This window comes from Anatilimnocola aggregata (assembly GCF_007747655.1).
GTDB classification, from domain to species: Bacteria; Planctomycetota; Planctomycetia; order Pirellulales; family Pirellulaceae; genus Anatilimnocola; species Anatilimnocola aggregata.
The window spans coordinates 8668126-8695087 of the sequence record NZ_CP036274.1 but is presented as its reverse complement, the minus strand read 5'-3'; the positions used below and the strand labels follow the sequence as shown (position 1 = coordinate 8695087).

At 59.0% G+C, this 26962-nt stretch carries 14 protein-coding genes; 9 read left to right on the top strand and 5 right to left on the bottom strand.

All coding sequences use genetic code 11. The features are described 5' to 3' along the window. The first annotated feature begins 68 nt into the window (after positions 1-68). A complete protein-coding gene (locus ETAA8_RS33075) occupies positions 69-6260 on the top strand; it encodes a hypothetical protein (RefSeq protein ID WP_145099356.1) in 6192 nt (2063 codons plus the stop codon). 320 nt (positions 6261-6580) lie between these two features. Then, entirely contained in the window at positions 6581-7282 is a 702-nt protein-coding gene (locus ETAA8_RS33070; RefSeq protein WP_145099353.1) for a transglutaminase family protein, read from the top strand. Positions 7283-7360: 78 nt separating this feature from the next. Here the strand turns inward: ETAA8_RS33070 and ETAA8_RS33065 are convergent, their stop codons facing one another. The 3 genes from ETAA8_RS33065 to ETAA8_RS33055 all read right to left on the bottom strand — a co-directional run bounded on the left by ETAA8_RS33065 (position 7361) and on the right by ETAA8_RS33055 (position 14684). Next, on the bottom strand, positions 7361-8866 hold the full coding sequence (locus ETAA8_RS33065) for a glutamate synthase subunit beta (RefSeq protein ID WP_145099351.1): 1506 nt from the start codon (positions 8864-8866) through the stop codon (positions 7361-7363). A gap of 81 nt (positions 8867-8947) precedes the next feature. Next, positions 8948-13534, bottom strand: a complete 4587-nt coding sequence (gltB, locus tag ETAA8_RS33060; protein WP_145099348.1) for a glutamate synthase large subunit — start codon at positions 13532-13534, stop codon at positions 8948-8950. Between the two features lie 64 nt (positions 13535-13598). Further along, positions 13599-14684 carry a LysR family transcriptional regulator gene (locus ETAA8_RS33055; RefSeq protein WP_145099345.1) on the bottom strand — a complete coding sequence of 362 codons (1086 nt, stop codon included), beginning with the start codon at positions 14682-14684 and terminating at the stop codon, positions 13599-13601. Positions 14685-15490: 806 nt separating this feature from the next. Between ETAA8_RS33055 and ETAA8_RS33050 the strand changes: the two genes are divergently transcribed. After that, complete coding sequence (locus ETAA8_RS33050; protein ID WP_145099342.1) at positions 15491-17545, top strand: hypothetical protein; 2055 nt, start codon at positions 15491-15493, stop codon at positions 17543-17545. Positions 17546-17658: 113 nt separating this feature from the next. Beyond that, positions 17659-18990 carry a DUF2092 domain-containing protein gene (locus ETAA8_RS33045; protein ID WP_145099339.1) on the top strand — a complete coding sequence of 444 codons (1332 nt, stop codon included), beginning with the start codon at positions 17659-17661 and terminating at the stop codon, positions 18988-18990. Between the two features lie 143 nt (positions 18991-19133). Here the strand turns inward: ETAA8_RS33045 and ETAA8_RS33040 are convergent, their stop codons facing one another. Next, a complete protein-coding gene (locus tag ETAA8_RS33040; RefSeq protein ID WP_145099336.1) occupies positions 19134-20468 on the bottom strand; it encodes an aminotransferase class III-fold pyridoxal phosphate-dependent enzyme in 1335 nt (444 codons plus the stop codon). A 65-nt stretch (positions 20469-20533) separates the two neighbouring features. Here ETAA8_RS33040 and ETAA8_RS33035 point away from each other — a divergent pair, with 65 nt between their 5' ends. The 5 genes from ETAA8_RS33035 (at position 20534) to ETAA8_RS33015 (ending at position 25516) form a co-directional block, all read left to right on the top strand. Beyond that, positions 20534-21454, top strand: coding sequence for a succinylglutamate desuccinylase/aspartoacylase family protein (locus tag ETAA8_RS33035; RefSeq protein WP_145099332.1), 921 nt, complete (start codon positions 20534-20536; stop codon positions 21452-21454). 3 nt (positions 21455-21457) lie between these two features. Beyond that, complete coding sequence (locus tag ETAA8_RS33030; RefSeq protein WP_145099328.1) at positions 21458-22249, top strand: HpcH/HpaI aldolase family protein; 792 nt, start codon at positions 21458-21460, stop codon at positions 22247-22249. A gap of 125 nt (positions 22250-22374) precedes the next feature. Continuing rightward, positions 22375-23388 carry a Gfo/Idh/MocA family protein gene (locus ETAA8_RS33025; RefSeq protein ID WP_145099325.1) on the top strand — a complete coding sequence of 338 codons (1014 nt, stop codon included), beginning with the start codon at positions 22375-22377 and terminating at the stop codon, positions 23386-23388. Further along, positions 23388-24185 (top strand): SDR family oxidoreductase, encoded by a 798-nt coding sequence (locus tag ETAA8_RS33020; RefSeq protein WP_145099322.1) that lies wholly within the window; start codon positions 23388-23390, stop codon positions 24183-24185. Before ETAA8_RS33025 ends, ETAA8_RS33020 begins: the two co-directional genes overlap by 1 nt. A gap of 53 nt (positions 24186-24238) precedes the next feature. Continuing rightward, a complete protein-coding gene (locus ETAA8_RS33015; protein ID WP_145099319.1) occupies positions 24239-25516 on the top strand; it encodes a sialidase family protein in 1278 nt (425 codons plus the stop codon). Between the two features lie 70 nt (positions 25517-25586). On the opposite strand, the gene ETAA8_RS33010 is transcribed toward ETAA8_RS33015, so the two are convergent. Continuing rightward, positions 25587-26867, bottom strand: a complete 1281-nt coding sequence (locus tag ETAA8_RS33010) for a DUF1501 domain-containing protein (RefSeq protein WP_145099316.1) — start codon at positions 26865-26867, stop codon at positions 25587-25589. Positions 26868-26962: the final 95 nt, after the last annotated feature.

The following is a 26962-nucleotide window of genomic DNA, read 5'->3' as shown; positions in this document are numbered from 1 at the left end:
TATGTTGCCCGCCGGTTCCGCTTGGTCCCGACCACGCGCAGCAGTGCCGCTTCACGGGTGGTGATTCGATGAACAGCGAAATCGCGGGACTCCTCTGCGGGCTGGCGTTCCTGCTCGCGATTGTCACCATCGTCGGCCATGTCAGTTGGCTATTCTTCGCTGCCATCTTTCAGGCCATCTTTGGCGAACAGCAAGACGCCAAGCCCGGCGCTAAGCTTGCCGGCAAAGCCGTGCGCTGCAACCGCTGCGGCCGGACTTCTGTGCAGAATGGCCGCTGTGCTTATTGTGGCAGCGTGCCGCTGGTCTCGGTCGAAAATAAAACTCGCGACGAACTGCTGGCCACCGCGCGGCAATTACACCGCCTGCAGAACAGCGGGCATTTGACCTACGAGCAATGCTTCGCACTGCTGAAGGTTTTGAATCAAGACCTGGCCCGCTTTGGCAGCCAGGTTCCCGAAGATTGCTGGCCCGAATATTCAAAGCAGCCCGATTCTAACCCGGTTGAAAAATCGAAAGACGCCGATCTGCTGGTGATTGGCCCGGAGACTGCGCCGGACATTGTTGCTCCGTTCGTTGCGCAAACTACGGCGCGCGATATCGCAGCCGAGACACCACTCGAAGCCACGGTAATTGAGGCGACGATTGTCGACGAACCAGTAACCCGCGCGCTCGCCGCCGAGCCAGCAGCAGTCGATAATCCGTTCGCCTTGCTCGGTCAAAAGTCCGCAATAGCCTCTTCGCCGACGCCACTCACGTTGCCGCCGGAGAAGACTACTCCTTCGCGCACGCTGGCCGACATGCTGCAAGGCTTCATGGAGGAGAGCAACATCCGCTGGGGCGAAGTGATCGCCGGGCTGGTGATTGTGATCAGCGCCATTGGGCTGGTCATCAGCCTGCGGGCGACATTGCAGCACATTCCATATTTTCCTGCACTTCTCTTTCTGCTCTTCACAGTCTCGTTTCACAGTGCGGGGCTCTATACGCTGCGCCGCTGGAACTTGTCAGCCGTCAGTCGAGCAATTTTGATCATCGCTCAGCTTCTGGTGCCGCTCAGTTTTAGTGCCGGCGTGGTTCTCTCTGGGCAAGGTGAAGCTCAGCGTCCGCTCGGTGATCCACTGTTGATGTTGGCACTCGCGATTGGCCTGAGTCTGTTCGGCTGGGTTGCCTATTCCGGTAGTCGCGTACTGACGGGCGAAGGCTCGTTGCGCTTGACGACGGCCATCATGGGCTGCTGCCTGGCGCAAGTCGTCATCAATCGCGGCGCTGCCGTCGATAGCTCGCGCGCGGTCATCACGGCGCTCGGCTTGCTGCCGGTGGCATCGTTTCTGGCTGCCACAATCGGACAAATCTGGCGCGCGCAGGCTTGGCGCAGGATGTCGCTGCCGCGGATTGAGCAAACGTTTCTCGTACTCGGCATCAGCCTGTTTGCGATTCTGCCGCCCCTGGGACTGTTGATCTTCAAGAGCGAACCCCATTGGTTCACCTTCGCACGGCTGGCTCCACTCTTGAGTCTGGTCGCGGGTTCGATCCTAGCGCTCGGTCTGGTGGTACATCGCCGCGCGACCGCGAAGTCGCTGGCGACGCAACGCACTGCTGGCACGGCCATCGCGCTCTTGGGCGGTGCGGCGCAAATTCTGATGTGGGTCGTGGTCTGGCCGCGCCCAGAGTTAATGCTCGATGTCGCGCTGCTGACCGGCGCGGGTCTGCTGGTCATTGCGATTCGAACGCGAATGCCGGCTCTCCATGCTGCCGCCGCCGCTTCGCTTTCGCTGGCAGCCGTGATGGGCTTTATCTGGTGGCAACAACTGGTTAGCAGTGATAACCCGCTCGGGATGAACTGGGTGCAAGCCTCCCTGCTTGGCCGCACCAGTCTGTTGCTGACCATTCTTGCCTTGCTCGTGGGTGCCTGGGGAGCCTGGCTCTATCTGCGCAAAGACCGTTCGATTGGGCTCGCCTATTTGTTGACCGCAGCAGCGATGAGCAGCCTGAGTCTGCTCGTTGCCGGTTGGTCGGGCTTTGTACCCATCGCCGATTGGACTGGCGACGGCGATCTTACCGGGCCGTTATTCCTGGCCTATGCGGTGGCACTGTTCGTTATTGCGATCCGCTTCAAGAACGACTTTGTCGTCTCGGCGGCAATGGCCCTGCTCTGGATCGCGCTCGTGCAATTGTTGGAAGTGAACGGCACGCTGCAAGCCATTCTCGCGCAACTTCAGCTGTTGCCCGAGCGAAGAATCTTGATGGCGACTTTACTCACGGCCGAAATCCTCAGCATCATCGCGCTCGTGCTCAGCAGACCCAGTTGGCGACTGTCACCGACCGAGTTTCTTGCTGGGGAGAATGACGCAACCTTCTCGAAGTTAATCATGCCGCTAACGCATGGAGCGGCGATAGCAGTAATGGCTGCTTCGCCGTTTGTGCTGTGGGTATTGCCGGGGCAGTTCGCCGTTCATGCGATTTACGCCGGACTGTCGCTCAGCATCTGGGCCATCGTCTGCCTCGCGAGGCGTTGGCCCGAAGCACTGGCGGCTGCCCAAGCAATGGTCGCCGTCACCATTGCCTTTGCGATTGCCGCCTATTGGCCGCCTGTCTCGACCGATCAACTGTGGTTCCTGCGCGGCGAACACTTGCAAGCCCAACTGCTGGCGATTGCTGCCTCGGCAGGCGCCTGGAGCCTGGTCCGCCGCCTGACGGTCCCTAAAACTGCTCTATATGAACTTCTCCATCCGAAGTTTCCCGCTTGCGATCACATGCTCCTGGGCTTGAGCGTGGCGCTGCTGCTGTTGCTCACCATTTCGTCGGCCTGGTCGGGAATGGCCTGGGAGCTAGGAGCCATCGCCAAAGACTTAACCTCGGCCGACATCCCTTGGCTCGATCAAGCCCACCGGGGACGTCTGGCCGTCGGTTTATTGGTGGTAATTAGCGCCCTGATCATCGCCCTCGTCGATCGCATTACTTCACTCAAATTGATCGGCCTGTCATTGGCCGGTTGGGCGAGCCTGTTCTTGCTGGCTCAAGTCTGGCAGGCCGAACAGGCGACCGCCTCCGCTGCCCGCTGGCTGTTTGGCATCTATGGCATCGTGTTGCTGAGTCTGTATATCGCTCGCAACCACCTCTCTAAGCTGTTGCAGACCCTAGGCTGGCTTCGCTGGAAGCCTTCGGAAACCTACGCGCACGAATGGTTTCGCTTTCAATCATTATTTCTCGGCGTGTTGCCACTGCTCGCACTTACCATCTTCGCTGTCGCCCAGAATGCGTCTGGCATTCCGATGCATCCGCCGAAGGCTGGTTCGATTTTTGAGTGGATGGGGCCGACTGCCTCGTATGCCGGTCCGATCTTGCTCGGCGTGGTCGTGTTTCTCGGCCTGGCGATCAACCAGCGCCAACCAGCATTTGCCTTTGGTGGCGGACTGTTGTTTCAGCTCGCCGCCAACCTGGCGTTCATTCTGCACATCGCCGGCAGGACCATTCCCGAAAGCATGGTCGCCGCCGAGTGCCTGCAATGGAACATCCTGGCCGCGAGCATCTACGCCGTTCTTTGGCTGGGACTGGCCCACTGGTTGCTGCCACGCTCACCGGAACGTTTTGGCGAACGCCTCCAACACGAACCCTGCTTTCAATCGTTTGTGGGCCTTGGTGGTTTGATGCTGGCCGGCGCGATTCTGTGGTCGATCGGCTGCATCGTCTACTTACCCCTAGGAACTGCCGCCGAAGCGCAGCATGTCGCACATTGGTCGACATTGCTTGCCCTCGCCTTGCTCACCGTCCCCCTCCTCATCGCGGTTGGTGTTTCGCGCGCACGGCGAACCTGGTCGAAGGGTGCGAGTGTGCTGGCGATCCTACTTGCGGGTGCAGTTCCAATGATGGCGCTGCGCACTCAAGCGCTCGTTGTCGGCAGCCCCAGCCTTGCCTACCACTTGCTGGAACTCGGCTGGCTGTTCATCGCTGCCTCCGTTGCAGGATTCAATGCTTGGAACGAATGGCGTGCCCCCAGCGAACTGCGGGGCGATATCCATTCGCCACGTTCTCGGCGGGGTATTGCGCCTCATCATGCCATCGCTGCGATCTTGTGTGGTCTGATTGTGCCGCTGGCGATGTATGTCAATTGGGATCCCTCAACGTCGGCGTTAATCGTCGCCGGAGTCTGCTTTACGTTACTCGTTCTGGGACTTGCTCGGCGGAGTCAGCCTTATGCCATCGCAACCGTCATCGTCGCTCCCCTGGCAGCTTTGCTCCCTTGGCTTTGTGGCACTCCGATCTTCGGCTGGCTGGGGAACTCGCAATTCTTAGTTGCCCTCAACGGTTGCTTGCTTGCGGCGGTCATCGTCGGCGGTTGGTGGCAGTGGATCGAGATTCGCTTTCAGAGCCAACTGCAACAAACGTTTTCGCCGGGCTGGATTGGTCCGCGGGCGGGAATGATCGCAATTGCGGCAGTCACGATCACCCTCGCGGTCATTAGCGCCGCTCACTTAGTTTTCGTCAGCACAGACTGGTATTGGCGCGGGAGTCAAGCTTATGACTATGGTCTGTTTGCGTCACTGGTCACCTGGCTGTTGCTCGGTGCCGTCAGCATCGGCACGCTGTGGGATCGCCGGGCGACGAAGATATTTCCGATCCTATTCACCTGGCTCTGGATTGCCTGCGCGTTGGGACTTGCTCCGCTGCGACTCCAGCCGCTGCCGATGTTCTGCCTGCACGCATTAGCCACTGCCGGCGTATTTGCACTCGCCGGGCACTTGTGGAGCTTTGGTGCGAACCTCGCAGCCTGGGGCGAGAAGCTGGGCATCAGTGATACCATTGGCGGGCTCACGCGCATCGAGCGCTGGCTGCCGAATCTGACGCTCGTGGTTGGACTGCTGATCTGCGGGCTCGAGTTGGCCGGCATGTTGAATTTGCCATTGCGCGAACAACGAGTGGCGATCGCGCTGGCCCCGGCTCTCATCGGATATGCCCTGGCGTGCCTCGCGCAGCAACGGCGGCAGTATTCATTTCAACTAACCGCGCTACTACTTGGTGGACTGGCGTGTATTTATCTCGGCTGGTCCGATTTAAGTCCGGGCTGGATGCTCATGGACTGGATGACGCGTGCCTTTCGGCTGCTGATGGTGCTGTCCGTCGTGACGCTCGGATATGGCCTGGTTCTGCCGCGCTTGGTGTTCCGCCAGGAGTCGTGGCTGCAGAGTTCCCTGCACGCCGGCTATGTTTCTTCGACGTTGGCGATTATTACGCTGCTGGGCCTGCTTGGCATGGAGATCGCCCTGTTCGAGCCCGGCGTAGGAGCTGGCATCGAGGGAGTGCAGGTGGCTGCGGTCGCCGTGCTGCTAGTGCTGTTCATCGTCGGGCTGATTTCGCTGGCCCTCGCACCGGGCGCAGCGACCCCGGCGGAACAACAGCGGCGTACCTATTTTGTCTATGGCGCTCAGCTCGTCGGTGGTCTCCTCTTCGCACATCTCTATCTTTGCGAGCCTGCGTGGTTCGACGGAGTGCTAAAGCCATATTGGCCGTTTGTCATTATGGCGATCGCGTTTGGCGGAGTGGGTCTTGGTGAAATGTTCTGGCGTTTGCGATTGCCGGTTCTCGCGGAGCCGTTCCAGCGAACTGGCTCATTCCTGCCACTACTACCTATCTTGGGATTGTGGGTGGTAAGTGACCGTGAAGAGTTCAACTACACAATTTTGCTCTTCACCGCAGGCATGATGTATTTGATTCTGAGCCTGGTCCGCAAATCGTGGGCAGCTGCAGTCGCTGCAGCCATCGCGGGGAACGGCGCACTGTGGTCACTTTTGCACGAAGCAAACTGGAGCATTTTGCAACATCCCCAGTTCTGGTTGATTCCACCCGCAGTTGTTGTGTTGATTGCTGCTCATATCAACCGGAAGAAATTGAGTGACGAATCGATATCGGCGATTCGTTATGCATCGTTGATCGTGATTTATGTAAGCTCAACGTTTGAGATCTTCCTGCATCGCGCGGAATCCAGTCTTTGGCCACCAATAATTCTGGCCTGTTTATCACTTTCTGGCGCACTAGCAGGAGTACTTTTAAGAATCCGTGCGTTTCTCTACCTAGGCGCTGTGTTCACTCTGCTCGCGATGGTGAGCATGGTGTGGCACGCCGCTCGCGCAATCGAGCACGTGTGGCCTTGGTGGGCATTCGGAATCGGCATGGGGATCGGCATTCTCGCGATGCTGGCCTTCTTCGAGAAGAATCGCCCCCAAGTTCAATCGCTCGTGACGCGTTTGCGTCAGTGGGATCAGTGATTCGAGTGAGTTGCAGTCTTAAACGCACTGCGACTCAAAAAGGATTGTGAGTTCGCAAAAAAATTCGTTCGCAGCGGAAAGTCGAAGGCCACAACAACTTATCTGTGGCAACGATCGATTCAGGCAAAACTGCGGCGATAGTTAGCGCGAACATATTCTCGAAAATCTGAGTCGCACACAAAGAATTTTTGTCGGTTTGGTGATTGTCGAACCATAAGACTCTGCGACTTGTCAACATTGTCTCGGTTCGGCATCCGTACGTTCTCCGTTTTGCCTGCCAGTCTTCCTCGCATCCATTCTCTGCCAGAGAGAGGTCCACCATGCGCCAAGAGACCGGGATTGAACCCCTCTATTGTCGGCCGGAAGCCTATCGTTGGTTCGTCGATCAAATGTCCGACCTGAATACCACGGCCGGGCTATTGCGGGCAGCGACTGCCGTCTCGCTGCATGCACTCGATGATGTGCAACCCGAGCGGGTCGAATTGACCGTGCATTGCCTGGCCGAACGGATTCGCGCACAGTGCCACGACTCCAGTTCCACCGCGCGCCTGGCCCACCTGCACGATGTCTTCTTTGACCAGGAACGTTTTGTCGGCAATCTCGACAATTACTACTTCGCCCTGAACAGCTACGTGCCCGTGGTCCTCAACACGCGGCGCGGTCTGCCGATCATTCTCGCCCTGCTTTACAAAGCAGTTGGCGAACGAGTGGGGCTACAGATTGAAGGCGTTAATTCGCCAGCTCACTTTCTGGCTCGCGTGCGGACCAACGAAGGCTGGCTGCTGATCGATCCCTTCTACGGCGGTCAGGCACTTTCGACCGAAGAAGCCTTTCGTCGCATCGAGCAAGTTGCTGGGCGCAAGATTGTGCGAGACGAAAACTACCTCGCCCCTGCGACACACAGCCAGTGGCTCTCGCGGATCCTGGCGAACCTGCAAGCTCTCTTCGCCAAAGAAGGGCGGCACGACGACCTGGCCGCGATGACCGAATTGCAGCAAGTACTGACCGGCGCAGGGTTTTAGTCAGCAAAGATCTCGAAACTTGAAACCAGAGCAGGTCACTTCGCACTGAAGTGACCCGGATCGTTCGCCTTCTCAAATCTACTTCGCAATTCCCAGCGATAAGCCTGGCGCGGGTAGTTGGCTGTTGCCCATCAGAAATTCGTCGATAGCGCGGGCAGCGCCCCGTCCTTCGTTGATCGCCCAGACGACCAGCGACTGACCGCGACGGCAGTCGCCGGCGGCGAAGACCTTGGGAACGGTCGTCGCGAACTTGCCGTGAGCCGCTTTGTAGTTGCTCCGCGGATCGTACTCGATGCCGAGGATTTCCGCAGCATATTGCTCGGGACCTTTGAAACCCATCGCCAGCAACACGAGGTCGGCCGGATAGAACTTGTCGCTGTTGGGCAGTTCCTTCAGCTTCCATTGGCCTTCGACTTTGTGCCATTCGACCTGCACAGTCCGAATGCCGGCCACGCGGCCATTTTCATCGCCGACGAACTCCTTGCTCATCACGCAATAGGCGCGTGGATCAGCACCGAACTTCGCGGCAACTTCCTGATGGCCGTAATCGGTCCGGAAGATGCGCGGCCACTGCGGCCAGGGATTATCCGGCGCGCGATCCTTCGGTGGTTGAGGTAGAAGTTCGAAGTTGACCATGCTCTTGCAGCCATGCCGCATCGAGGTGCCAATGCAGTCGGTACCGGTATCGCCACCGCCGATGACGATGACGTTCTTATCCTTCGCGCTGATGTACTGCTCGTCCGCGAGCTTGCTATCGAGCAGGCTCTTGGTGTTGGCAGTCAGAAACTCCATGGCGAAATGGATGCCGTGCAGCCCGCGACCGCTGATCGGCAGATCGTTGGGCTTCGTGGCGCCGGTCGAGAGGAGAACGGCGTCGTACTCCTTCATCAACTTTTGCGGATCGACATAATTGGCAGAGTCCTTGTTGCCAACGTCCTGCTTGGTGAGGAAGTTGATCCCTTCGTCGCGGAGCAGTTGCACGCGTCGCTCGACGACACCCTTATCGAGCTTCATATTCGGAATGCCATACATCAGCAGACCACCAATGCGGTCGGCCCGTTCGTACACAGTGACCAGATGCCCTGCCTTGTTGAGCTGGGCGGCCGCAGCGAGCCCCGAAGGGCCGCTGCCGATGACAGCTACCTTCTTGCCGGTGCGAACTGGCGGCGGTTCAGGCTTCACCCAACCTTCGGCGAAGCCGCGGTCGATAATCGCATTCTCGATGTTCTTGATCGTGACAGCCGGATCGGTGATGCCGAGCACGCAGGCCCCTTCGCAGGGCGCGGGACAAGCGCGACCAGTGAACTCCGGAAAGTTGTTGGTCTTATGCAGACGATCGAGCGCTTCGCGCCAGCGGCCGCGATAAACCAGGTCGTTCCATTCCGGAATCAGGTTATCGATCGGGCAGCCCGAGTCGCTTTGACAAAACGGCACGCCACAGTCCATGCACCGCGCGCCCTGCGTCTTCAGGTGCTCTTCGGGCGGCAGCGTGAAGATTTCGCCGTAATCGCCCAGTCGCTGCATCGGCTCACGATACGGCACCGCTTTGCGAGGAAATTCTTTAAATCCGGTTGGTTTACCCATGGCAGTCTGGCGCTCTTGGCAGAGCTCGTTCAAAAAGGAATGTGTGCGGGAACTGCGTATGCTACGAAGTGACGAGTTGATTTAGCGGCCATTCGGCACGCCATGCACGCCCGCCTCGACTTCTTCGTCGTGACGGGCACGGTCGCGTAACACGCGTTTGTAATCGGTCGGCATAACCTTGACGAACTGGGCTGTGCTTTCGGGCCAACTGGCGAGAATCTTCTCGGCCACGGTTGAACCGGTGTACTTGAAGTGCTGTTCGATCAGGTTGAGCAGTTCCGCGACGTCGTCGGGAGTCTCGACCTTTTCGAGTTCGACCAAACCAAGGTTGCACTTGGCGGTGAACTCGTCATTCGGATCCCAGATGTAAGCGATGCCACCACTCATGCCCGCTGCGAAGTTGCGCCCGGTCGGACCGAGCACCACGACGCGACCGCCGGTCATGTATTCGCAACCATGGTCCCCCACGCCTTCGATCACCGTTTGAGCCCCGCTGTTACGAACGGCAAACCGTTCGGCAGCGCGGCCGCGGAAGAAGGCCTGGCCACTCGTGGCACCGTACAGCAGCACGTTGCCCACGACGATGTTGTCTTCGGGCTTGAACGAGCTGACCTTCGGCGGATAGATGACGATCCGGCCACCGCTCAGACCCTTGCCGACGTAGTCGTTGGCATCCCCTTCGAGTTCGAGGAACACGCCCTTCGCGAGGAACGCGCCAAAGCTCTGACCGGCAGAACCGGTGAACTTGATGTGAATCGTTCCGTCGGGCAGCAGATCTTCGCCCCAACGCTTGGCAATTTCATGGCTGAGCGTGGTGCCGACAGTGCGGTTGGTATTAATTACCTTGCTCTCGAACTTCACGTTCTCGCGACGATCGATCGCACGGCGCGCCTTGCGAATCAGTTCGTTGTCGAGCGACAGATCGAGTTGATGATCTTGCTTGCGCGTGCAATAGACCTCTACGTCTGGATGCGGCTTGGCAGCCATCGTGAGGAGTGGCGTCAGGTCGATGCCCCGGGCCTTCCAGTGCGAGATCGCACCGTCTGTTTCCAGGCAATCGACGCGGCCGATCAATTCGTTGAAGGTTCGGAAGCCCAATTGCGACATGATCTGGCGAGCCTCTTCGGCCACCATGAACAAGTAGTTGATCACGTGTTCGGGCTTGCCCATGAACTTCTGTCGCAATACGGGATCTTGCGTGGCGATGCCGACCGGGCAAGTGTTCAAGTGACACTTGCGCATCATGATGCAGCCCAGCGTGACCAGCGGCGCGGTCGAGAACCCGATTTCTTCAGCCCCCAGCATGGCCGCCATCACGACATCGCGACCGGTCTTAATCTGACCGTCTGTTTGCAACACCACCCGGCTGCGCAGGTCATTCATCACCAGCGTTTGGTGAGTCTCGGCAATGCCGAGTTCCCACGGCAGGCCCGCGTGCTTGATGCTCGTCAGCGGCGAAGCACCGGTGCCGCCCGTATCGCCGGCGATGAGGATGTGGTCCGCATGCGCTTTGGCCACACCGGAAGCGATCGTCCCCACGCCCACTTCGCTCACCAGCTTAACGCTGATGCGGGCGGCGGGATTCGAATTCTTCAGGTCGTAGATCAATTGCGACAGATCTTCGATCGAATAGATGTCGTGGTGCGGCGGCGGGCTGATGAGACCCACGCCCGGAGTCGAATAACGAATCCGCGCGATGTTCTCGTCCACTTTGTGGCCCGGCAGTTCCCCACCTTCGCCCGGCTTCGCGCCTTGGGCCATCTTGATCTGCAATTCGTCAGCGTTGGTCAGGTAGTTGATCGACACGCCGAAGCGGCCCGAAGCTACTTGCTTGATCGCCGACCGCTTGCTGTCGCCATTCGGCAACGCCTGGAAACGCTCGGGGTCTTCGCCACCTTCGCCCGTGTTGCTCTTGCCGCCGATGCGATTCATGGCGATCGCGAGGGACTCGTGCGATTCGGCCGAAATGCTGCCGAAGCTCATCGCGCCGGTGCAGAATCGCTTGACGATGCTCGTCGCCGGCTCGACTTGCGAAATGGGAATCGGGCCGTGACCGACGCGCTCTTTGAACTTCAGCAGGCCACGCAGCGCGCTCTTGCGAGTCGCTTCTTCGTTTGTGTGCTTGCTGAACTTCCAATAAGCGTCGGCATTGTTTTCGCGGGCTGCAGTTTGCAGATCGGAAATCGATTGCGGATCCCACATGTGCCGCTCGCCATCCGCGCGCCAGTGATATTCGCCGAAGTTCGGCAGCACCGGCAAGCTTTGCTGTTCGCGGCTGGGATAGCCGATTTCATGACGACGAATGGCCTCTTGAGCCAGGACTTCAAAGCCAATGCCTTTAATGCGGCTGGCAGTACCCACCAGGCAACGGTCGATGATTTCGCTATCGAGCCCGACGGCCTCGAAGATCTGCGCGCCCTTGTAAGACTGCAGCGTCGAGATGCCCATCTTCGACATGACTTTGAGCATGCCTTTGGCAACGGCCTTTTGATAGCCGTGGACGATCTTCTCGTCCGTGTATTCGGCAGGGAGCAAGCCTTCGCGCTGGGCGTTCCACAGTGCTTCGAAAGCGAGGTACGGGTTGATACCATCGGCACCGTAACCCACGAGCAGGCAGAAGTGATGCACTTCGCGGGCTTCGCCCGTTTCCAGAATGATGCCAATCTGCGTTCGCTTGGCCTGCTTCACCAGGTGATGATGCACCGCACCGCAAGCGAGCAGCGAACTCAGTGGCACGCGATCTGGACCCGAAGCGCGGTCCGACAAAATCACCAGGGAGAACCCGTCGCTAATCGCCTGCTCGGTTTCGGCGCAAATACGGTCGAGCGCCGGCAGCAGGCCCGCCGTTCCTTCCTTGCGATCCCAAGTGATGTCGATCGTCTTGGTCTTCCAACCACGATGATCAAGGTGCTTGAGCGAGGCCAATTCTTCGTTGCTGAGAATCGGATGCGGCAGCATCAAGCGATGGCAGTGCTTCTCGGTCGTCGCGAGCAAGTTCTGCTCGGGTCCAATGTAGCACTCCAGCGACATGATGACTTCTTCGCGAATCGAATCGATCGGCGGATTCGTCACCTGCGCGAACAACTGCTTGAAGTAGTCGTAGATGATTCGAGGCTGGTCGCTGAGGACCGCCAGCGCGGCGTCGTTCCCCATCGAACCGAGCGGATCGCGCTTTTCTGCCACGAGCGGCAGCAGCATGAACTGCATCGTTTCGACCGAATAGCCAAACGATTGCATCCGCTGCTCGAGCGTGTCGGGATCGAAGCCGTGAGCTTCTTCGCACTTCGGCAACTCGCGCAACTCGATGCGTTGATTGCGGAGCCATTCGGCATAAGGCCTTTCGTTCGCGATGCTCTTCTTCAGTTCGTCATCGGGAATGATGCAGCCTTGCTCGAAGTCGACCAGGAACATGCGGCCCGGTTGCAGACGCCCCTTTTCCTTCACCAGTTTCGGGTCGATCGGAATCACGCCCACTTCGCTGGCCATGATGACGCGATCGTCGGTCGTGTAGTAATAGCGGCTGGGGCGGAGACCATTGCGATCGAGCGTGGCACCGATGTAGCGGCCGTCGCAGAACACGACGGACGCTGGGCCGTCCCAAGGCTCCATCAAACAACTGTGGTATTCGTAGAAAGCCCGCTTGTTCTCGGGCATCGACTCGTGATTCTGCCACGCTTCGGGAATCATCATCATCACGGCTTCAGGCAGACTGCGGCCAGCCATCAGCAACAGTTCGAGCACGTTATCGAAGACGCCCGAGTCGCTGGTGTTGGTGTCGGTAATCGGCAGCAGCTTCTTCAGGTCTTCGCCAAACAACTCACTCTCAAGCTGGCCTTGCCGCGCGGTCATCCAGTTCACATTGCCGCGGAGCGTGTTGATTTCGCCGTTGTGCGACATGAACCGCATCGGCTGAGCGCGCTCCCACGAAGGGAACGTGTTCGTGCTGAACCGCGAGTGAACCATCGCCAGGTGGCTGGTGTACTCGGGGTTGAGCAAGTCGGGGTAATAGAGTGGAACTTGCGGCGCGGTGAGCTGACCCTTGTAGATGAGAATCCGCGACGAAAAGCTGCAGACGTAATACATGTGCCGCTGCGTGAGGTTCTCTTTGCGCACGGCATGATACGTTTGCTTGCGGATCAAATACAGTTGGCGACAGAAGGTCGTGCGATCATCTTTGTCGCTCGCCGTGACGAACAACTGCTCGATGACTGGCTCGCCTTTCATCGCCGTCGGACCAACGTCGGCGAGCGTGGGATTGGTAGGCACTGGCCGCCAGCCAATCACGTTCTGCCCCTGCCGCTTAACGTACTTTTCCAGCGTCTTTTTGCAGATTTCGCGCTCGCCGGCGTCTTTGGGCAAGAACACCATCGCAATCGCGTAACGGCCAATTTCCGGCAACGTGGCCATGAACAGCCGCTGCGCTTCGGCGCGGAAGAACTCATCGGGAATGGCCGTGAGAATGCCCGCGCCGTCCCCCGTGTTGGTTTCGCAGCCGCAAGCGCCGCGATGATCCATATTCTTGAGCGCTTCGAGTGCATCGCGCACGATGCTGTGGCTGCGCTGCCCTTTCAAGTGTGCAATGAAGCCCACGCCGCAGCTATCTTTTTCGAAGGCTGGGTCGTACAAGCCTTGCTTTTTGGGCAAGCCGTTTTCGAATTCGATCGTCATGGCTCATTCACCTGCCTGAGCCGCCGCGACGTTCTGCCGAGCGCAGTTCGTTGCAGCGGCGGAGTTACGAAACTTTCGGCCGCGACGCGACTGCCACGAGCGAAGCCGTGGCCTCGCGTGACTCGTCGGCTGCGACCTCATTACCGCGCGACCGACGTGCTGACGAAAGGTCAGTGGTCGCTACATCCGTGTCGTCTTGCTCGTCATCTTGATCGAGCGCTGCAATCTCGTGCGCAGCATTTTCGAGCACGCCGTCTAAGGTCGCGCTCGCCGGATGCTTTAGAAGGAGTTGCCGAAAGCGCTGAGCTGTTTGACCAAGCTCTTTGCCGCGGCGCTGAATAATTCCAATGGGGCGTTTGAGTTCAGTGCCAGCCAGCGGACGAACCACGAGCGCGCCGGCGGCGACTTCGCGATCGACGGTCGGCTCCGGCAGCAAGCTGATGCCCGCGTCGATCTCCACGGCCCGCTTGATCGTCTCGGTATTATCAAATTCCATCGACACGCGGACTTCAACATTGGCATCTGACAGCGCGCGGTCGATTTCAGCCCGAATTTCCAGATCGCTCTCGAAAGCAACCATCACCTGGTCGTGCAGGTCGTGCAGGGTGACTCGTTCTTTTTGCGCGAGCGAATGCGATGGCGCGCAGACGAGCACCATCGGTTCTTCGCGCCACAACGTCGCTTTGATCGCGCGGGTCGAACGCGGAAAGCTGACCAGGCCCAGATCGACCTGGTCGGTCTCGACCAGTTCGTAGACGCGATGCGGATGCTGATACTGCACGCGGACGTTCGCCTTCGGGTGGAGCCGCAAAAAGCTCTGCACGAAGCGGTTCATGTGCGACAGGCCGATGGAATAGATCGACGCAACGCTCACGCGGCCGGCAACTTCGGCGTGCAGGGTGCGGACCTCTTCCTCCAAGGCAAAGTACTGCTGCACCATCTTGCGGCAGCCGTCGTAATAGACTTCCCCTTCGGGAGTTAACTGAAACGGACGGCGGGTCCGGTCCAGCAACTTCACACCCAGTTCTTCTTCCAGCGTGTTCACCACTTGGCTGGCACCGGACTGCGAAATGCCGTTTTCAGCCGCTGCCCGCGAAAAGCTTCGCCGCCCGACGATATCGCAGAACAATTTCAGCGATTTAAGTTGCATGACGGTGCTGGCCGGGCGACGGGAATTTGGAATGGCGAAAACTGACGTTCGACGAGATCACCCCCGGCGATAATAGGGTGACATTAAATCAGTGAAAGATATGACAGAATATTCGGCCAATGGTTCGCGGTCAATTACCAATTCCGAATTTTCGCTGACCTAGCATTAGCGAAACTTCATTAAGCCAGCTTGTCGCAGTGTGCCGCAGGCTTCCCTTGGACCTTTTCACGGTATCGACAACGGTGGATAACTTGCCACTAGAAGAGCTGTGCACTGCGGGAACGGGCAGCGCCTGAAGTCGAATGCCAAACTTGGCCTCGGTATCCGAACCAGCGAGTCTACCGCGCCAAGCTAATTCGAAAATAAAGATTCGGTTGAGTCTCCGTGTACAAGTGAAGCATACCTTATCACCCACGGACTACGCTAAGTGATTACGGGGCAATCAGTTAGGTCGCTCACTCACAGTTCTTTCCCGACTCCATCGAGTGCCAGGTAACGCGGACAACAATAGGCTGGTGGCGACGATCGCGGAAAGTCAATTCTTATGCTGCCAGGCGGATCGGCGCTGCAGTCGAGATGAACAACGCGTTCCCTGCAGCGAACCATTTTCTTGGGGCTCTCGTACCCATCAGTGCAATAACCAGTTCGCAAGGATGCACCGCAGGCAGCGTGAGTTTGGAACAGAACGCTGCCCGTGCTAGCACGCCGAAGCTGCGATTGTAATGAATTGCCGCGATGCGCTATAGTGATTGCCAACGGACTGGTCAGGATAGGTTTTGCCCGCATTGGAATTGGGGATGCTTGCCATGAGACGGATCGCCATGGTGGTCGCAGTGTTGTTTTTCTTTGTTGCTGGGGCCCCTTTAGTGGTCCCGCATTCGCAAGCTCTGGCCCAAGTGGTGCCGGCGTTCAATGCTCAGCCGCTGGCCCAGCCGGTCTATGCTCAGCCCATTCTCGCGCAGCCGCAGCGCAATGCCGAAGCGGAACAAGTGCGCGGTTGGTATCGCGATTATCTGGGTCGCGAACCGGGGCCCGAGTTAACCGCTTGGGTTGAATTGCTGCGTGGCGGGATGTCCCCTGTCGATGTGCAAGCCACCATTCTCGGTTCCGACGAGTTCTTCAACTCGAAGGGACGCGATCAACAAACATTCGTCCTCGAAACGCTGCAGGCGGTCACATGGAATCAACCTACGGCGACGGACTTGCGTCAATGGACCGATCGCCTGACACAACTGCGCGGCGATCGCTTCGCATTGGTTCGCGAAATTCTGATGACGAACACAGCCAGCCAGCCCAATGGCGCTGCGGGGACGATTGTCGATCTCTCGACGCGTCTGGTCGCGGCGGCCAAGTTGCTTGGCGACACTGCCGCCTTTGAACTGACCGGCACGCTGCAAGGGCAACAAGTGTCGCTCCGTTCGCAGGCTTTGTACGATGCGACGGAATCGTTCCGCCGAGCAGTTGCTCAGCGCAACTTTCGCCCAGAAACACTCGACCAAGAACTGCGAGTTGTCGAACGCTCGTTTGACGCTGTGCAGACTTCGCTCAGCAATCCGCCGGGCACTGCACCTTCGACCGCGTCGATCGCCCGCCGCGTTAGCACGCTGCTGAGCGACACGCGCGCTTCGCTTCGCCTACCGACCGATCCGATCTATGGCGGTGGCTATCCGCAGCCGTTGCCCGGCAATCCCGGTGGTACTGGTGCTATCGAAACCCAACGCCTGCTCGCCCAGATCGACTCGATCAGTCGTGGCACGCAGTCGATCATTCAAATGTATCAATCGCGTGGCAATCAAGATTACACTTACAACACCACGCTGCGTGATCTTGATACTTTCGCCGGCCAGCTCGATAACTTCCGCCTGTCGGTGCAACGATCCTCGTCGGGACAACGCTTGCAGTGGGAATTACAGCAGTTGCAACAACAGGCGGCCCGGATCACGCCGCAATTGATGCAAGGTCAGCCACCCGTGTTCACTCGCCTCTACTGGCAAAGTGTGGAGAGTGGCTTGCTGCAATTGAGCGACACGCTCGCACGGAGCACGGGCATTCCGAGTGGCACAGTTCCCGGCGGCAACTTCCCCGGTGGTACGCCGACCAATCCCGGCCCGATCTATCGGCCCAATCAAGACCTGCTGCTGGCCATCGATCAAGCCATGGCGCAAAGCGATGCCTTCCTTGCCGGTCTCACCCCGTTCGTCTTTGGCATTCCTGAAGTCCCCCGCCTGCAACGCGACGTCCGCACCCTGAAAGGGCACCTGGCCGAAGTGCGGCAAAGTGTGGTGCAGGGGGATGCTCAACTGGCCAGCGGCGAACAGATGCGGCTGATCAAGATCGACTTCGATACGGCCTACACTCGCTGGAGCACGATTGTCGAAGGCTACAAGCTCATCAATTACACCAAGCTATCGCCTGTGGGCCGCAGCATCGATCAGATCGACCTGATGTTGCAGCAGGATAAGACGTATGTCGATGTGGCTCGCCCCGTGTACGGTTCGCGTGTCGAGCAACTGCTGCGAGCGTTGAATCAGGATTCGGCAGCAGCACAAACGGCCCTGCAAGGGTTGGTGAGCTACACCGAGCAACGGGCGATTCAGCAATCGCTGGCTCAACTCGATAGCTATTCGCAGACGCTCGCCAATTTGCAACGCGATCGCATTCGCACGTACGACGATCAACGCCGCACCGTCGCGCTGATGCAACGGGTAGCGCAAAACATCGATGCTAACACCGTCCGGCTCGAAGATCGGGCGCTGGCCTTGCGAGATCGCGACGGTCAACTGCGGGGTGCAGAACTCCGTCGTTCGCTCGAACGAATCAACGGCGCGCTCAACGACCTCGAGCGCGAAGTGAATCAATAACGGTTCGCGCTCGTTTGCTTGCCATCAATTCTTGAGAGTTCACAGTTCGTTGGTTTAGTTCGCTGCCGAGTAGAACCCAGACTGCTCGCCAGCTGTGGGAAGGAGTCCGAACGATGCGTTTTTCTCTGCTTACCGGTTCGCTCATGTTGGTTGCCGCCACGGTCACTGCGCAAGGTCAAAACCCCGCGCAGCAACCTGTTCAAAAACCGGCACGGCCACAATCGAGCGGCGTCATTCACGACAACCAGGTCAAGCCCGCCGCTTATGCCCAGGCCTCGGCCGATCAGCACAAGTTCGACGAAGTGCTTACCGAAGCTGTTCGCTTTTTGCGAACCACTCCCAGCTACAAGCTGGATGTAACCAACAACTGGAAGACTTCGCGCGGTGCCGAAGGGAAGAACCATTACACGATGGTTTATCAGCGGCCGAATCTGTTTCGCATTGAAGTCCAGTCGGGCTTCAGCAAATCGCCGGAACTGATCTGCGTCAACGACGGCCAGCAAGTAACCACGCTCTACGACTTACAACTTCTCTATTCGCAACATCCGGTGGGCGAACAAGGGGAACTGCAACGGAACGTAATGCTCGCGCAGAGCTTGTCGGGCTCGGGAATCGATATTCTCATGCAGCCCAACTTGCTGGAATTTGTCCACGCTCAAGTTTCGGCGGTGAAGTACGCGGGCATCGAACCCATCGACAACGTCCGCTGCCATCACTTTCAAATGCAATGGGGCCAACAGCGGGTCGATATCTGGATCGCTGCGCAAGGCGAACCAATGCTACGGCAATTCGTCCGCACCACCGAAGTGAACATCGGCCCCGACAATCAATTTCAAATGATCGCCACTTCCAAGCTGAATTGGAAAATTGGCGGACAAATTCCCGCAGACGCGTTCCAGATCAGCTTGCCGCGCGAAGTGCGCCGCGTGCATTGCATTTACGAATCGCTCGCCTGCGACGAATCGGCCGATCTTATCGGCCAGCAGATGCCGCCCGTCGAACTGATTCAACTCGACGGCAGCCGTATCAAGCTAAATCCGGAAGACGCCAAGGCTGCAACCGTTCTCATCTTCTGGGCCTCGTGGTGCACGCCCAGCACCGCCGAGATGCCAAAAGTAACCGGCTTCGTGAAGAACACTGCCTCCACAGGCGTGGCCTTTTACGCGGTCAATGTGGGCGAAGACATTAGCGCGGTGCGTCGCTTCGCCACGAAGCACGACTTCACCTCCGCTGCGGTCAGCGATCCATCGGGAACGGTGAGCCATGCGTTTCGGATTGGTGAATTACCAGCCGTGGTCATCATCGACCGCGCTGGCAAGATTCGCAGCGTGATGCACGGCGCTGCTCAAGACTTGCAAGCCAGCGTGGCGAAAGAACTGCAACTAATCGCTACCACACCTGCTCCCGCGCCAACTCGCCCGCCCGTTACCGGCGTGAAGAATTAGAAAATCGAACGCACTGCCTCGATTTTCCCACGACTCTTGGAGTGCCACTGGCAGCTTGCCAGTGGGTGGTGCGGCTCGAGGTCGATCGGCAATCGAAAGCCGAGTGGCACATCACCTTCGCATACGCATCGGGCGATGACGGGTCAAGTCAACCGGTGAAAGCCGGCGTGTCTTACTGGCCCGCCGATGCGTGCCGCAATGTCTTGCTGGCGAATTACAATCGCCAGTTCTGCAAACACGGGCTCAGCAGCTTTGGCAAACGCAGTGACATGCGCTGGCTCATGCGCCAGTGTGGGATAAAACCCACTGCCGGTGAGAAAGCCGCGCTCCAGCATCCGCACGGTGAAGAGTGTTTGCAGGGCCGCAGCTTCTGGATGTTGAAACGCCAGCGAAGTGAGCGCCGGATAACCGCCAACTGTAAGCGGTACACCGTGCTGCGCGGCCAATTGCTCGCACTCACGGCGAAGGAGCAGACCGATGTTTCGCAAATGCCCGGGGACATCGATCTCGGCACATACGTCCAGCATGGCGAGCGCCGCCGCTGGACCCACGCCATCGGTCCAATATGTGCTTGAGACAAACGTCTCCTGCGCGGCTTCCAGCATGGTGGCCTTGCCGATGATCGCGGCAATCGGATGTCCGCTGCCAAGCCCTTTTGCAAAGACTGCTGCGTCAGGCTCGATTGCGAAATCGAGATGCGCGCCGCCGTGCCGCAGCCGAAAGCCCGTAGTCACTTCGTCGAAGATCAACTTCGCTCCACAGTCGTCACATAGCTGACGCACACCAGCGATGAAGCCTTCGGCCGGAGGCATGTTGCGCGTTGGCTCCATGATGACCGCGGCCAGATGCAGACCTTGTTCGCGGACAATGGCCGCCAGTTGATCGAGCCTGTTGTAAGCAAACGGCAGCGCGGTCCCCTGCAAACCACGGGGTACGCCACTCGGACTCAATCCCGGCAGCAGGTGGCCATCGAGCGCGCGATCGCCATTGAGATTCGCGGCCAGGTACCAATCGCACCAACCGTGATAACCGCAGAAGGCGATGACGTCGCGCCCCGTCGCCGCCCGGGCAAAGCGTGCCGCGACCGCGAGTGCTTCGCCGCCGCCGCGGGCGAATCGCACTTGCTGAGACCAGGGATGCAAGCGTACTAGTTCGCGGGCTAGTCGAACTTCATCGGGACTATTGAGCGAACAGATCGAACCTTGCTCCACGCGGCGAATTACCGCTTCATTCACTCGCGGATGAGCATAGCCAAGCAAGCAAGCGCCGACGCCGTTGTGCGAAAAGTCGAGGTACTTCCGGCCATCGAGATCGGTGACTTCGCACCCTTTCGCCGCGGAATAATAGGCGGGCCACTGCTCGGGCGCAAACAACTCGGGCCGCTTGCTGAGTAACTGAGTGCCGCCGGGCATCAGCTGGCGCGCTTCGCGGTACAGCGCCTGCGATTGGCTGGTGAGATTTGTCGGCTGCTGATCCATGACCCGCTCGTTCCCTGAGATTGCTATGCTATTCGTCTCGGCATCATTCGCGAAGCGAGCACGACATGCAACTATCGACTCACGAAATCGTGGGCAATGCGCCCGGTCCTCACTTACTCATCACCGGTGGAGTGCATGGCGATGAGTTCGAGCCGATGGCTGCGATTCGCCTGCTGATGACCGCGATTAATCCCGTCGAATTGTCCGGCCGTGTCACGCTCGTCCCCATCGTCAATGAGCCCGCTTTCAAGCTAGGTCAGCGCACGGCCGAAGATGGCCTCGACCTGGCGCGCACTTGCCCGGGTCGCGCGGATGGCAGCGTTACCGAGCAAATTGCTTTCGCACTGTCGACGCTCATTCGCACGGCCAATTTGTATATCGATCTGCACACCGGGGGGACGCGGCTGATGGTGGCACCTCTTTCCGGTTATGTACTCCATCGCGATGAGCACGTCCTCAATCAGCAGCGGCGCATGGCCCGCGCGTTCGGCTTGCCGATCATTTGGGGCACCGATCCCACGCTCAGTGGCCGCTCGTTGTCGGTGGCCCGCGATGCCAATATCCCCGCAATTTATACCGAGTATCTCGGCGGCGCTCGGCTCGATCCGGCCGGCACGGCCGCGTATGTCGCGGGCTGCTTGGGTGTGATGCGCGAGTTTGGTCTGTTGCCTCGCTTGACCTCCCCGGCCGTCGGTGGTGAACCCCTCATGATCGAAGACGACCGGCCTGGGTCGGGGCACATGCAAATCAATCATCCGGCACCCTGCGAAGGCTTCTTCGAGGCCCATGTCGAACTCGGTCAGACCGTGCAAGAGGGGGACGTGCTCGGTACGGTCACCGATCCCCTCGGGCAGCATGTTGCCGTCATCCGTGCTCGTTACACTGGTGTCGTCATTGTGCTGCATACATTCCCACGCATTGCGACGGAGACAAGTGTCGCCGTCATCCTCGATATAACTTCCTTCCTAGCTCGAAAGCTCACCTGAACCATGCGCAAGAGTACGATCAAAGCCAAGCTGAAACAGAATCAACCCGTCCTTCTTACGACCATGCACTTTGGCGATGCCTCGGTGTTTGAAATGGCCAGCTTGATGGGCTGGGATGGTCTGTGGCTCGACCTGGAGCACCACGGCCACAGCGTCGAGACAGCCGCTCACTTGGCCCGCGCGTCGCGCGTCGGCGCTTCGGACATCATGATTCGCCCGGCCAAGGGCGAGTTCATGCGGATGGGGCGGATTCTCGAAATTGGTGCGACCGGCATCATGTATCCCCGCTGCGACAACGCGGAAGAGGCGAAGCAGGTCGTCCGCTGGTCGAAGTTCGCGCCCATGGGTGAGCGCGGCATCGATAGCGGCAACTGCGACAACCCGTACTGCATGATGCCGCTTGGCGAATACATCAAGGCCGCGAATGACGAAACATTCATCGTCATTCAGATCGAAGATCCCAAGGCGCTCGTGCATGCCGAAGCGATGGCCGCCGTCGATGGCGTCGATATTCTCTTCCTGGGTCCTGGCGACTTCAGCATTCTCGCCGGCATTCCAGGGCAGTTCGACCATCCGAAGATCAAGGACGCGATGCAACAAGTGGCTGCTGCTGCGAAGAAGGCCGGCAAGCACTGGGGCATGCCGATTTTCTCCGTTGAACACGCGAAAGAAGTCCTCGCACTTGGCGGCCGCTTCCTCTGTCACGGCGCTGACCTGCTGATGGTCAAGAACGGCCTGGAAGATATCGCCAAGAAGTTCGCCCCGCTCGGCGTGACGTTCGACCGTCGCGTCTAATCTTCTGCTTCTTCACTCCCTCTCCTCGCCGAATTTAATCAAATGCGGCCGGGGAGAGGGTTGGGGTGAGGGGCTGCTGCTAATTAGTTAACCGATCCGCAATCCCGCGCATCAAGCGAGCACCGATGTCCGAATCCCCTTCTCATCACGTACTCGTCGTTGGCGTCGGTTCGATTGGCGAGCGCCATCTTCGTTGCTTTCAAGGGACGGGACGAAGCGAGGTCACACTCGTCGAAATCAACCCAGCTCTGCGGCAAGCAGTCGCCGAGCGCTACAACGTGCGCGGGTATGCTTCGCTCGAAGAAGCGTTGGCAACGAAGCCCACCGCAGCGGTCGTCGCAGTTCCCGCACATCTGCATTTGAAGATTGCCAGCCAACTCGCGCAGGCAGGTGTTCACCTGCTGATCGAGAAACCACTGAGCACGAGCACGCAGGGTGTGAAAGAACTTAGCGAACTCGTTGCGCGACAGCAGATCGTCTGCGGCGTGGCCTATGTCTATCGGAGTCATCCGGTGTTGGGGGCCATGCGCGAAGCGATTGCCAGTGGACGCTTCGGTCAGCCCGTGGAACTTGTCGCCGTTTGCGGGCAACACTTTCCGACGTATCGCCCGGCCTATCGCGAAATCTATTACAAGGATCGCGCGACGGGGGGCGGTGCCATTCAGGATGCGCTCACGCACATTCTGAATGCTGGCGAATGGTTAGTCGGACCAATGTCGCAGCTTGTCGCCGATGCCGAGCATCAATTGCTGCCGGGTGTCGAAGTGGAAGATACGGTCCACCTGCTGGCCCGGCATGGTCGCGTGCTGGCCAGTTATGCACTCAATCAACATCAGGCCCCGAACGAGACGATAGTCACTGTTGTTTGCGAGCGCGGGACCGTGCGATTCGAAGGGCACGAGTCTCGTTGGCGGTGGCAAACCACGCCGGGTGATTCCTGGCACGATGAAACGTTTCCGCCGCTGGAGCGCGATACTCTGTTTATCGAACAAGCAAAGCTGTTCTTGGATGCAGTCGAAAGGAAACGGCCGGTAACCTGTTCGCTGGATGCCGGTGCCGCGACGTTACGGGCAAATCTGGCGGCGCTGGCCAGTTGTGAGAGTCGCGCGTGGCAAAATTTGAAAGATGAGTGTGCTTGATGGCGGTAGAACCAACCGTTCAGGAACTCTTCAGTTTGCGGGGCAAGGTGGCGCTCGTCACCGGCGGCAGCGGGCACTTGGGCTCGGCACTGGCCCGCGGATTAGCTGAAGCCGGAGCGTCGGTGATTCTTTCCAGCCGCGATGAGGCCCGCGCGCGGGAAGCAATCAAGCCGCTGCCCGTCAGCGAAGGGGCCGAACACTTTCCGCTGGTGCTCGATCACATGCAGCCCGAGTCATTGCCGGCTGCGTTCGAGCGCGCCATCGCGCTGGCGGGCAAAGTCGACGTGTTGCTGAATAATGGGCACGAAGCGCTAGGAGCTGACTGGACGACGGTGACTGCCGAGCAATTCAGTCATCATCTGGCTAATGCAACCGGTTACTTCGAATTGGCTCGCCTGGTGCGGAACCGCGCCGTCGCACAGCAGCAGCCGGCGAGCGTGATTATGCTGGGCTCGATGTACGGCGTGGTCGGCTCATATCCCGAAGCCTATGAAGGTGTTTGTCCCGCGAGTCCGGTCGCCTATCACACGCTTAAAGGTGGCATCGTCCACATGACGCGGCACCTGGCTGTGTACTGGGGACCGGATCGCGTCCGCGTGAACTGCCTCAGTCCGGGGCCATTCCCCCGCGATACCGCGCCGGCCGGAATGGTCGACCGTTTGAAACAGAAGAGCCCCATGCAGCGAATGGGAAAGCCACACGAACTGAAGGGCGCGGTAGTGTTCCTTGCCAGTGACGCCAGCAGCTACGTCACCGGACAGAATCTGCTCGTCGATGGCGGTTGGACCGCCTGGTAACGCTCATTAACTGAATTCGAAGTCCTCTCTTTGACTAACGGAGCTTAGCGACCATGCAACGCCGAGAGTTCACTCGCAACAGTTTGATTGCCGGTGTTTCGTTCCTGTCGCTTGCGCGCAGCGGGCACTTGTTGGGTGAAGATGTGCCCACGAGTGCGTCGCAGCCTTACAAGCTCGGCCGCGAAGTGCCAACGAAGTTTTACGACGGCAAGACCTGTTGGTGTCATCCACGGGCGGGCATTGTGCCGGGCGTTGGCGTGAACGGAGCGCCGCGCGTCGTGATGACGATGAACACGCTCGATGTGAACGGGAGTGACGTCTTCAAAGCGGTCTACGCCCTCCACACAGATGACCTCGGCAAGACGTGGACCAAGCCCGCAGCGCAGGATCCGCTCAAGCCGCGAACAGAGGTTCACGACGGACAAGAGCGTCCCGTGGCGCTCAGCGATTGCTGGCCGACGTGGCACGCAGCTTCGAAAACACTGCTCGGCACCGGGCACGACGTGGTCTATACGCCTGACTGGAAGGTGAAGGACCCGCGCCCGCGCAGCACCACATACTCCACTTATGATCCACAGTCAGACACTTGGACGCCGTGGACAAGGATGAAGATCGAGGGCGAGCAGTTCAAAAACTCCGGCCCCGGTTGCGTGCAGCGGTTCGACGAAGAAGATGGTTCCATCCTGCTGCCGTTTTACTACAAGCCAACCGGCAAGAACTCGCGCGTCTCCGTCGCTAAGTGCAAGTTCGATGGGAAGGATCTCAAGTTTCAAGAACACGGCAACGAGCTATCGATCGACGACAAGACGCGCGGCCTGCATGAGCCGTCGATCACGCGATTTGGCGGCGAGTATTTTCTTACTCTCCGTAACGATAAGCAGGGCTTCGTCGCGCGCAGTAAGGATGGCCTGCAATATGGCCCCATTCAGCCCTGGAAATTCGACGACGGCAGCGACCTTGGGAACTACAACACGCAGCAGCATTGGGTGACTCATTCCGACGCGATGTACCTGGTATACACGCGCAAAGGTGCCAATAACGATCACGTCTTTCGGCATCGCGCGCCGCTCTTCATGGGGCAGGTTGATCCCAAGACATTACAAGTCATTCGCGCGACGGAGCAGGTCCTCGTGCCCGAGCGGGGCGCACGACTGGGGAACTTCGGCGTTACGCAGGTCAGCCCCAGCGAAACTTGGGTGACTGTTGCCGAGTGGATGCAGACCTGGGGACCGAATCACATCATGGCCGTCGATAACAAGTACGGCAGCGACGGCAGCGTGTGGGTCGCGCGCATCCGCTGGAATGAAGCAAACAAAGCGTTTCGCGCATAGCGCAACAAAAACCCCGGCATCTTACGAGAAAATGCCGGGGGGTGATTGGCAGCAGAATGACAGGTGAGTGCTACACCAGTTCGCTGATTGGATCGCGACGGTCGAGTAAGTATTGCGGGCGACCAGCAGTGTCAATCAGTTGAGCCCGGCCTGTATCGATGCCCAAGTTACGATAGAGCGTGGCGAACACTTCCTGGAATTGAATCGGGCGGTCCTTGGCATATTCCGCGTTTTTCGTCGTCGAGCCAATAACCTGTCCCATTTTCATGCCACCACCCGCGAGGAACGCAGCCATGACTTGGGGCCAGTGATCGCGACCGGCGCTCATGTTCACGCGCGGCGTCCGACCGAATTCGCCCCAAACGACAACGGTCACGTCTTTTTCCAGCCCACGATCGTGCAAGTCGGTGAGCAGAGCACTCAGGCCCTGATCGAGCCGCGGCAATTGCCGCTTCAGCGAGGTGAAGTTGCCGGAGTGTGTGTCCCAACCACCCCAGCCGAAGGTGACGACTCGTACACCCGCTTCGACCAGGCGGCGAGCTCGCAAAAAGCTCGTCCCTTCTTTGCCATAGCGATCCTGATCTTTCGGACTGGTCTTGTTCGAATCGAGAGCATCGGCGACCGCACCCGATGTGACCACGCCGACGGCGCGCTGGGTGAAGGAATCGAGCGCGGCCATCTGCCCGCTGGTATCCATGTTGCGGCGAATGGTATCGAGCTGGCCAAGAAGATTGGTCCGGTCGTCGAGCCGGGCCGAAGTGAGACTGTCGTTCAGTCGCAAGCTACCCCCCATCGGCTCGTAGGGCTTATGCACCGCACCGAGGTAGCCGGGGCTGCCGCCGTTGTACGAGACAAACGCCGGAGCACCGTTGGCCGAGCCACCCTGCAACTTATTCACTACGCTTCCCATAGCGGGACGACCGCCGGCATTGCGCAGGTCGCGCTGGTCGTAAGCGCTGTGCGTTTGATAGTTGCTGTGCGCGCCGGTCGAGCCGATCAGCGAGCGGATGATCGCGAACTTGTCGGCCATGGTTGCCAGTTGCGGGAAGTGCTCGCAAATATCCATACCCGATACGTTCGTCGAGATCGGGCGGAACTCACCCCGAAATTCGCTCGCTGCTTCGGGCTTCAGGTCGAACATATCCTGGTGCGAGGGACCGCCGCTCAGGTGGACGTTGATGATCGCCTTGTTCGAAGAACCCAAGCCGTTGGCAGCTTCGGCGGCATACAATTGGCCGAGGGTTAAACCACCCAGCGTCCCACCGAGCGTTAGGGCGCCCAGTTGCAAGAAGTTGCGGCGCGAAACGCCGTCACAAAAACCAGCCCGATTCCCAAAGCGCAGCTTGAGCATGGCGAGGTCTCCGATCACCCGAGGTAAAATGTGGTGTGCAGACGAAGGCGGGATAGTGCCAGCAGATGACGCGAAAATCGGCCTCGGCTGGGCAG

What these genes read in the sequence shown, in the direction of transcription:
- ETAA8_RS33075 (WP_145099356.1), top strand. Translation starts at nt 69, where the DNA reads ATGAACAGCGAAATCGCGGGACTCCTCTGCGGGCTGGCGTTCCTGCTC.
- ETAA8_RS33070 (WP_145099353.1), top strand. Translation starts at nt 6,581, where the DNA reads ATGCGCCAAGAGACCGGGATTGAACCCCTCTATTGTCGGCCGGAAGCC.
- ETAA8_RS33065 (WP_145099351.1), bottom strand. Translation starts at nt 8,866, where the DNA reads ATGGGTAAACCAACCGGATTTAAAGAATTTCCTCGCAAAGCGGTGCCG.
- gltB (WP_145099348.1), bottom strand. Translation starts at nt 13,534, where the DNA reads ATGACGATCGAATTCGAAAACGGCTTGCCCAAAAAGCAAGGCTTGTAC.
- ETAA8_RS33055 (WP_145099345.1), bottom strand. Translation starts at nt 14,684, where the DNA reads ATGCAACTTAAATCGCTGAAATTGTTCTGCGATATCGTCGGGCGGCGA.
- ETAA8_RS33050 (WP_145099342.1), top strand. Translation starts at nt 15,491, where the DNA reads ATGAGACGGATCGCCATGGTGGTCGCAGTGTTGTTTTTCTTTGTTGCT.
- ETAA8_RS33045 (WP_145099339.1), top strand. Translation starts at nt 17,659, where the DNA reads ATGCGTTTTTCTCTGCTTACCGGTTCGCTCATGTTGGTTGCCGCCACG.
- ETAA8_RS33040 (WP_145099336.1), bottom strand. Translation starts at nt 20,468, where the DNA reads ATGGATCAGCAGCCGACAAATCTCACCAGCCAATCGCAGGCGCTGTAC.
- ETAA8_RS33035 (WP_145099332.1), top strand. Translation starts at nt 20,534, where the DNA reads ATGCAACTATCGACTCACGAAATCGTGGGCAATGCGCCCGGTCCTCAC.
- ETAA8_RS33030 (WP_145099328.1), top strand. Translation starts at nt 21,458, where the DNA reads ATGCGCAAGAGTACGATCAAAGCCAAGCTGAAACAGAATCAACCCGTC.
- ETAA8_RS33025 (WP_145099325.1), top strand. Translation starts at nt 22,375, where the DNA reads ATGTCCGAATCCCCTTCTCATCACGTACTCGTCGTTGGCGTCGGTTCG.
- ETAA8_RS33020 (WP_145099322.1), top strand. Translation starts at nt 23,388, where the DNA reads ATGGCGGTAGAACCAACCGTTCAGGAACTCTTCAGTTTGCGGGGCAAG.
- ETAA8_RS33015 (WP_145099319.1), top strand. Translation starts at nt 24,239, where the DNA reads ATGCAACGCCGAGAGTTCACTCGCAACAGTTTGATTGCCGGTGTTTCG.
- ETAA8_RS33010 (WP_145099316.1), bottom strand. Translation starts at nt 26,867, where the DNA reads ATGCTCAAGCTGCGCTTTGGGAATCGGGCTGGTTTTTGTGACGGCGTT.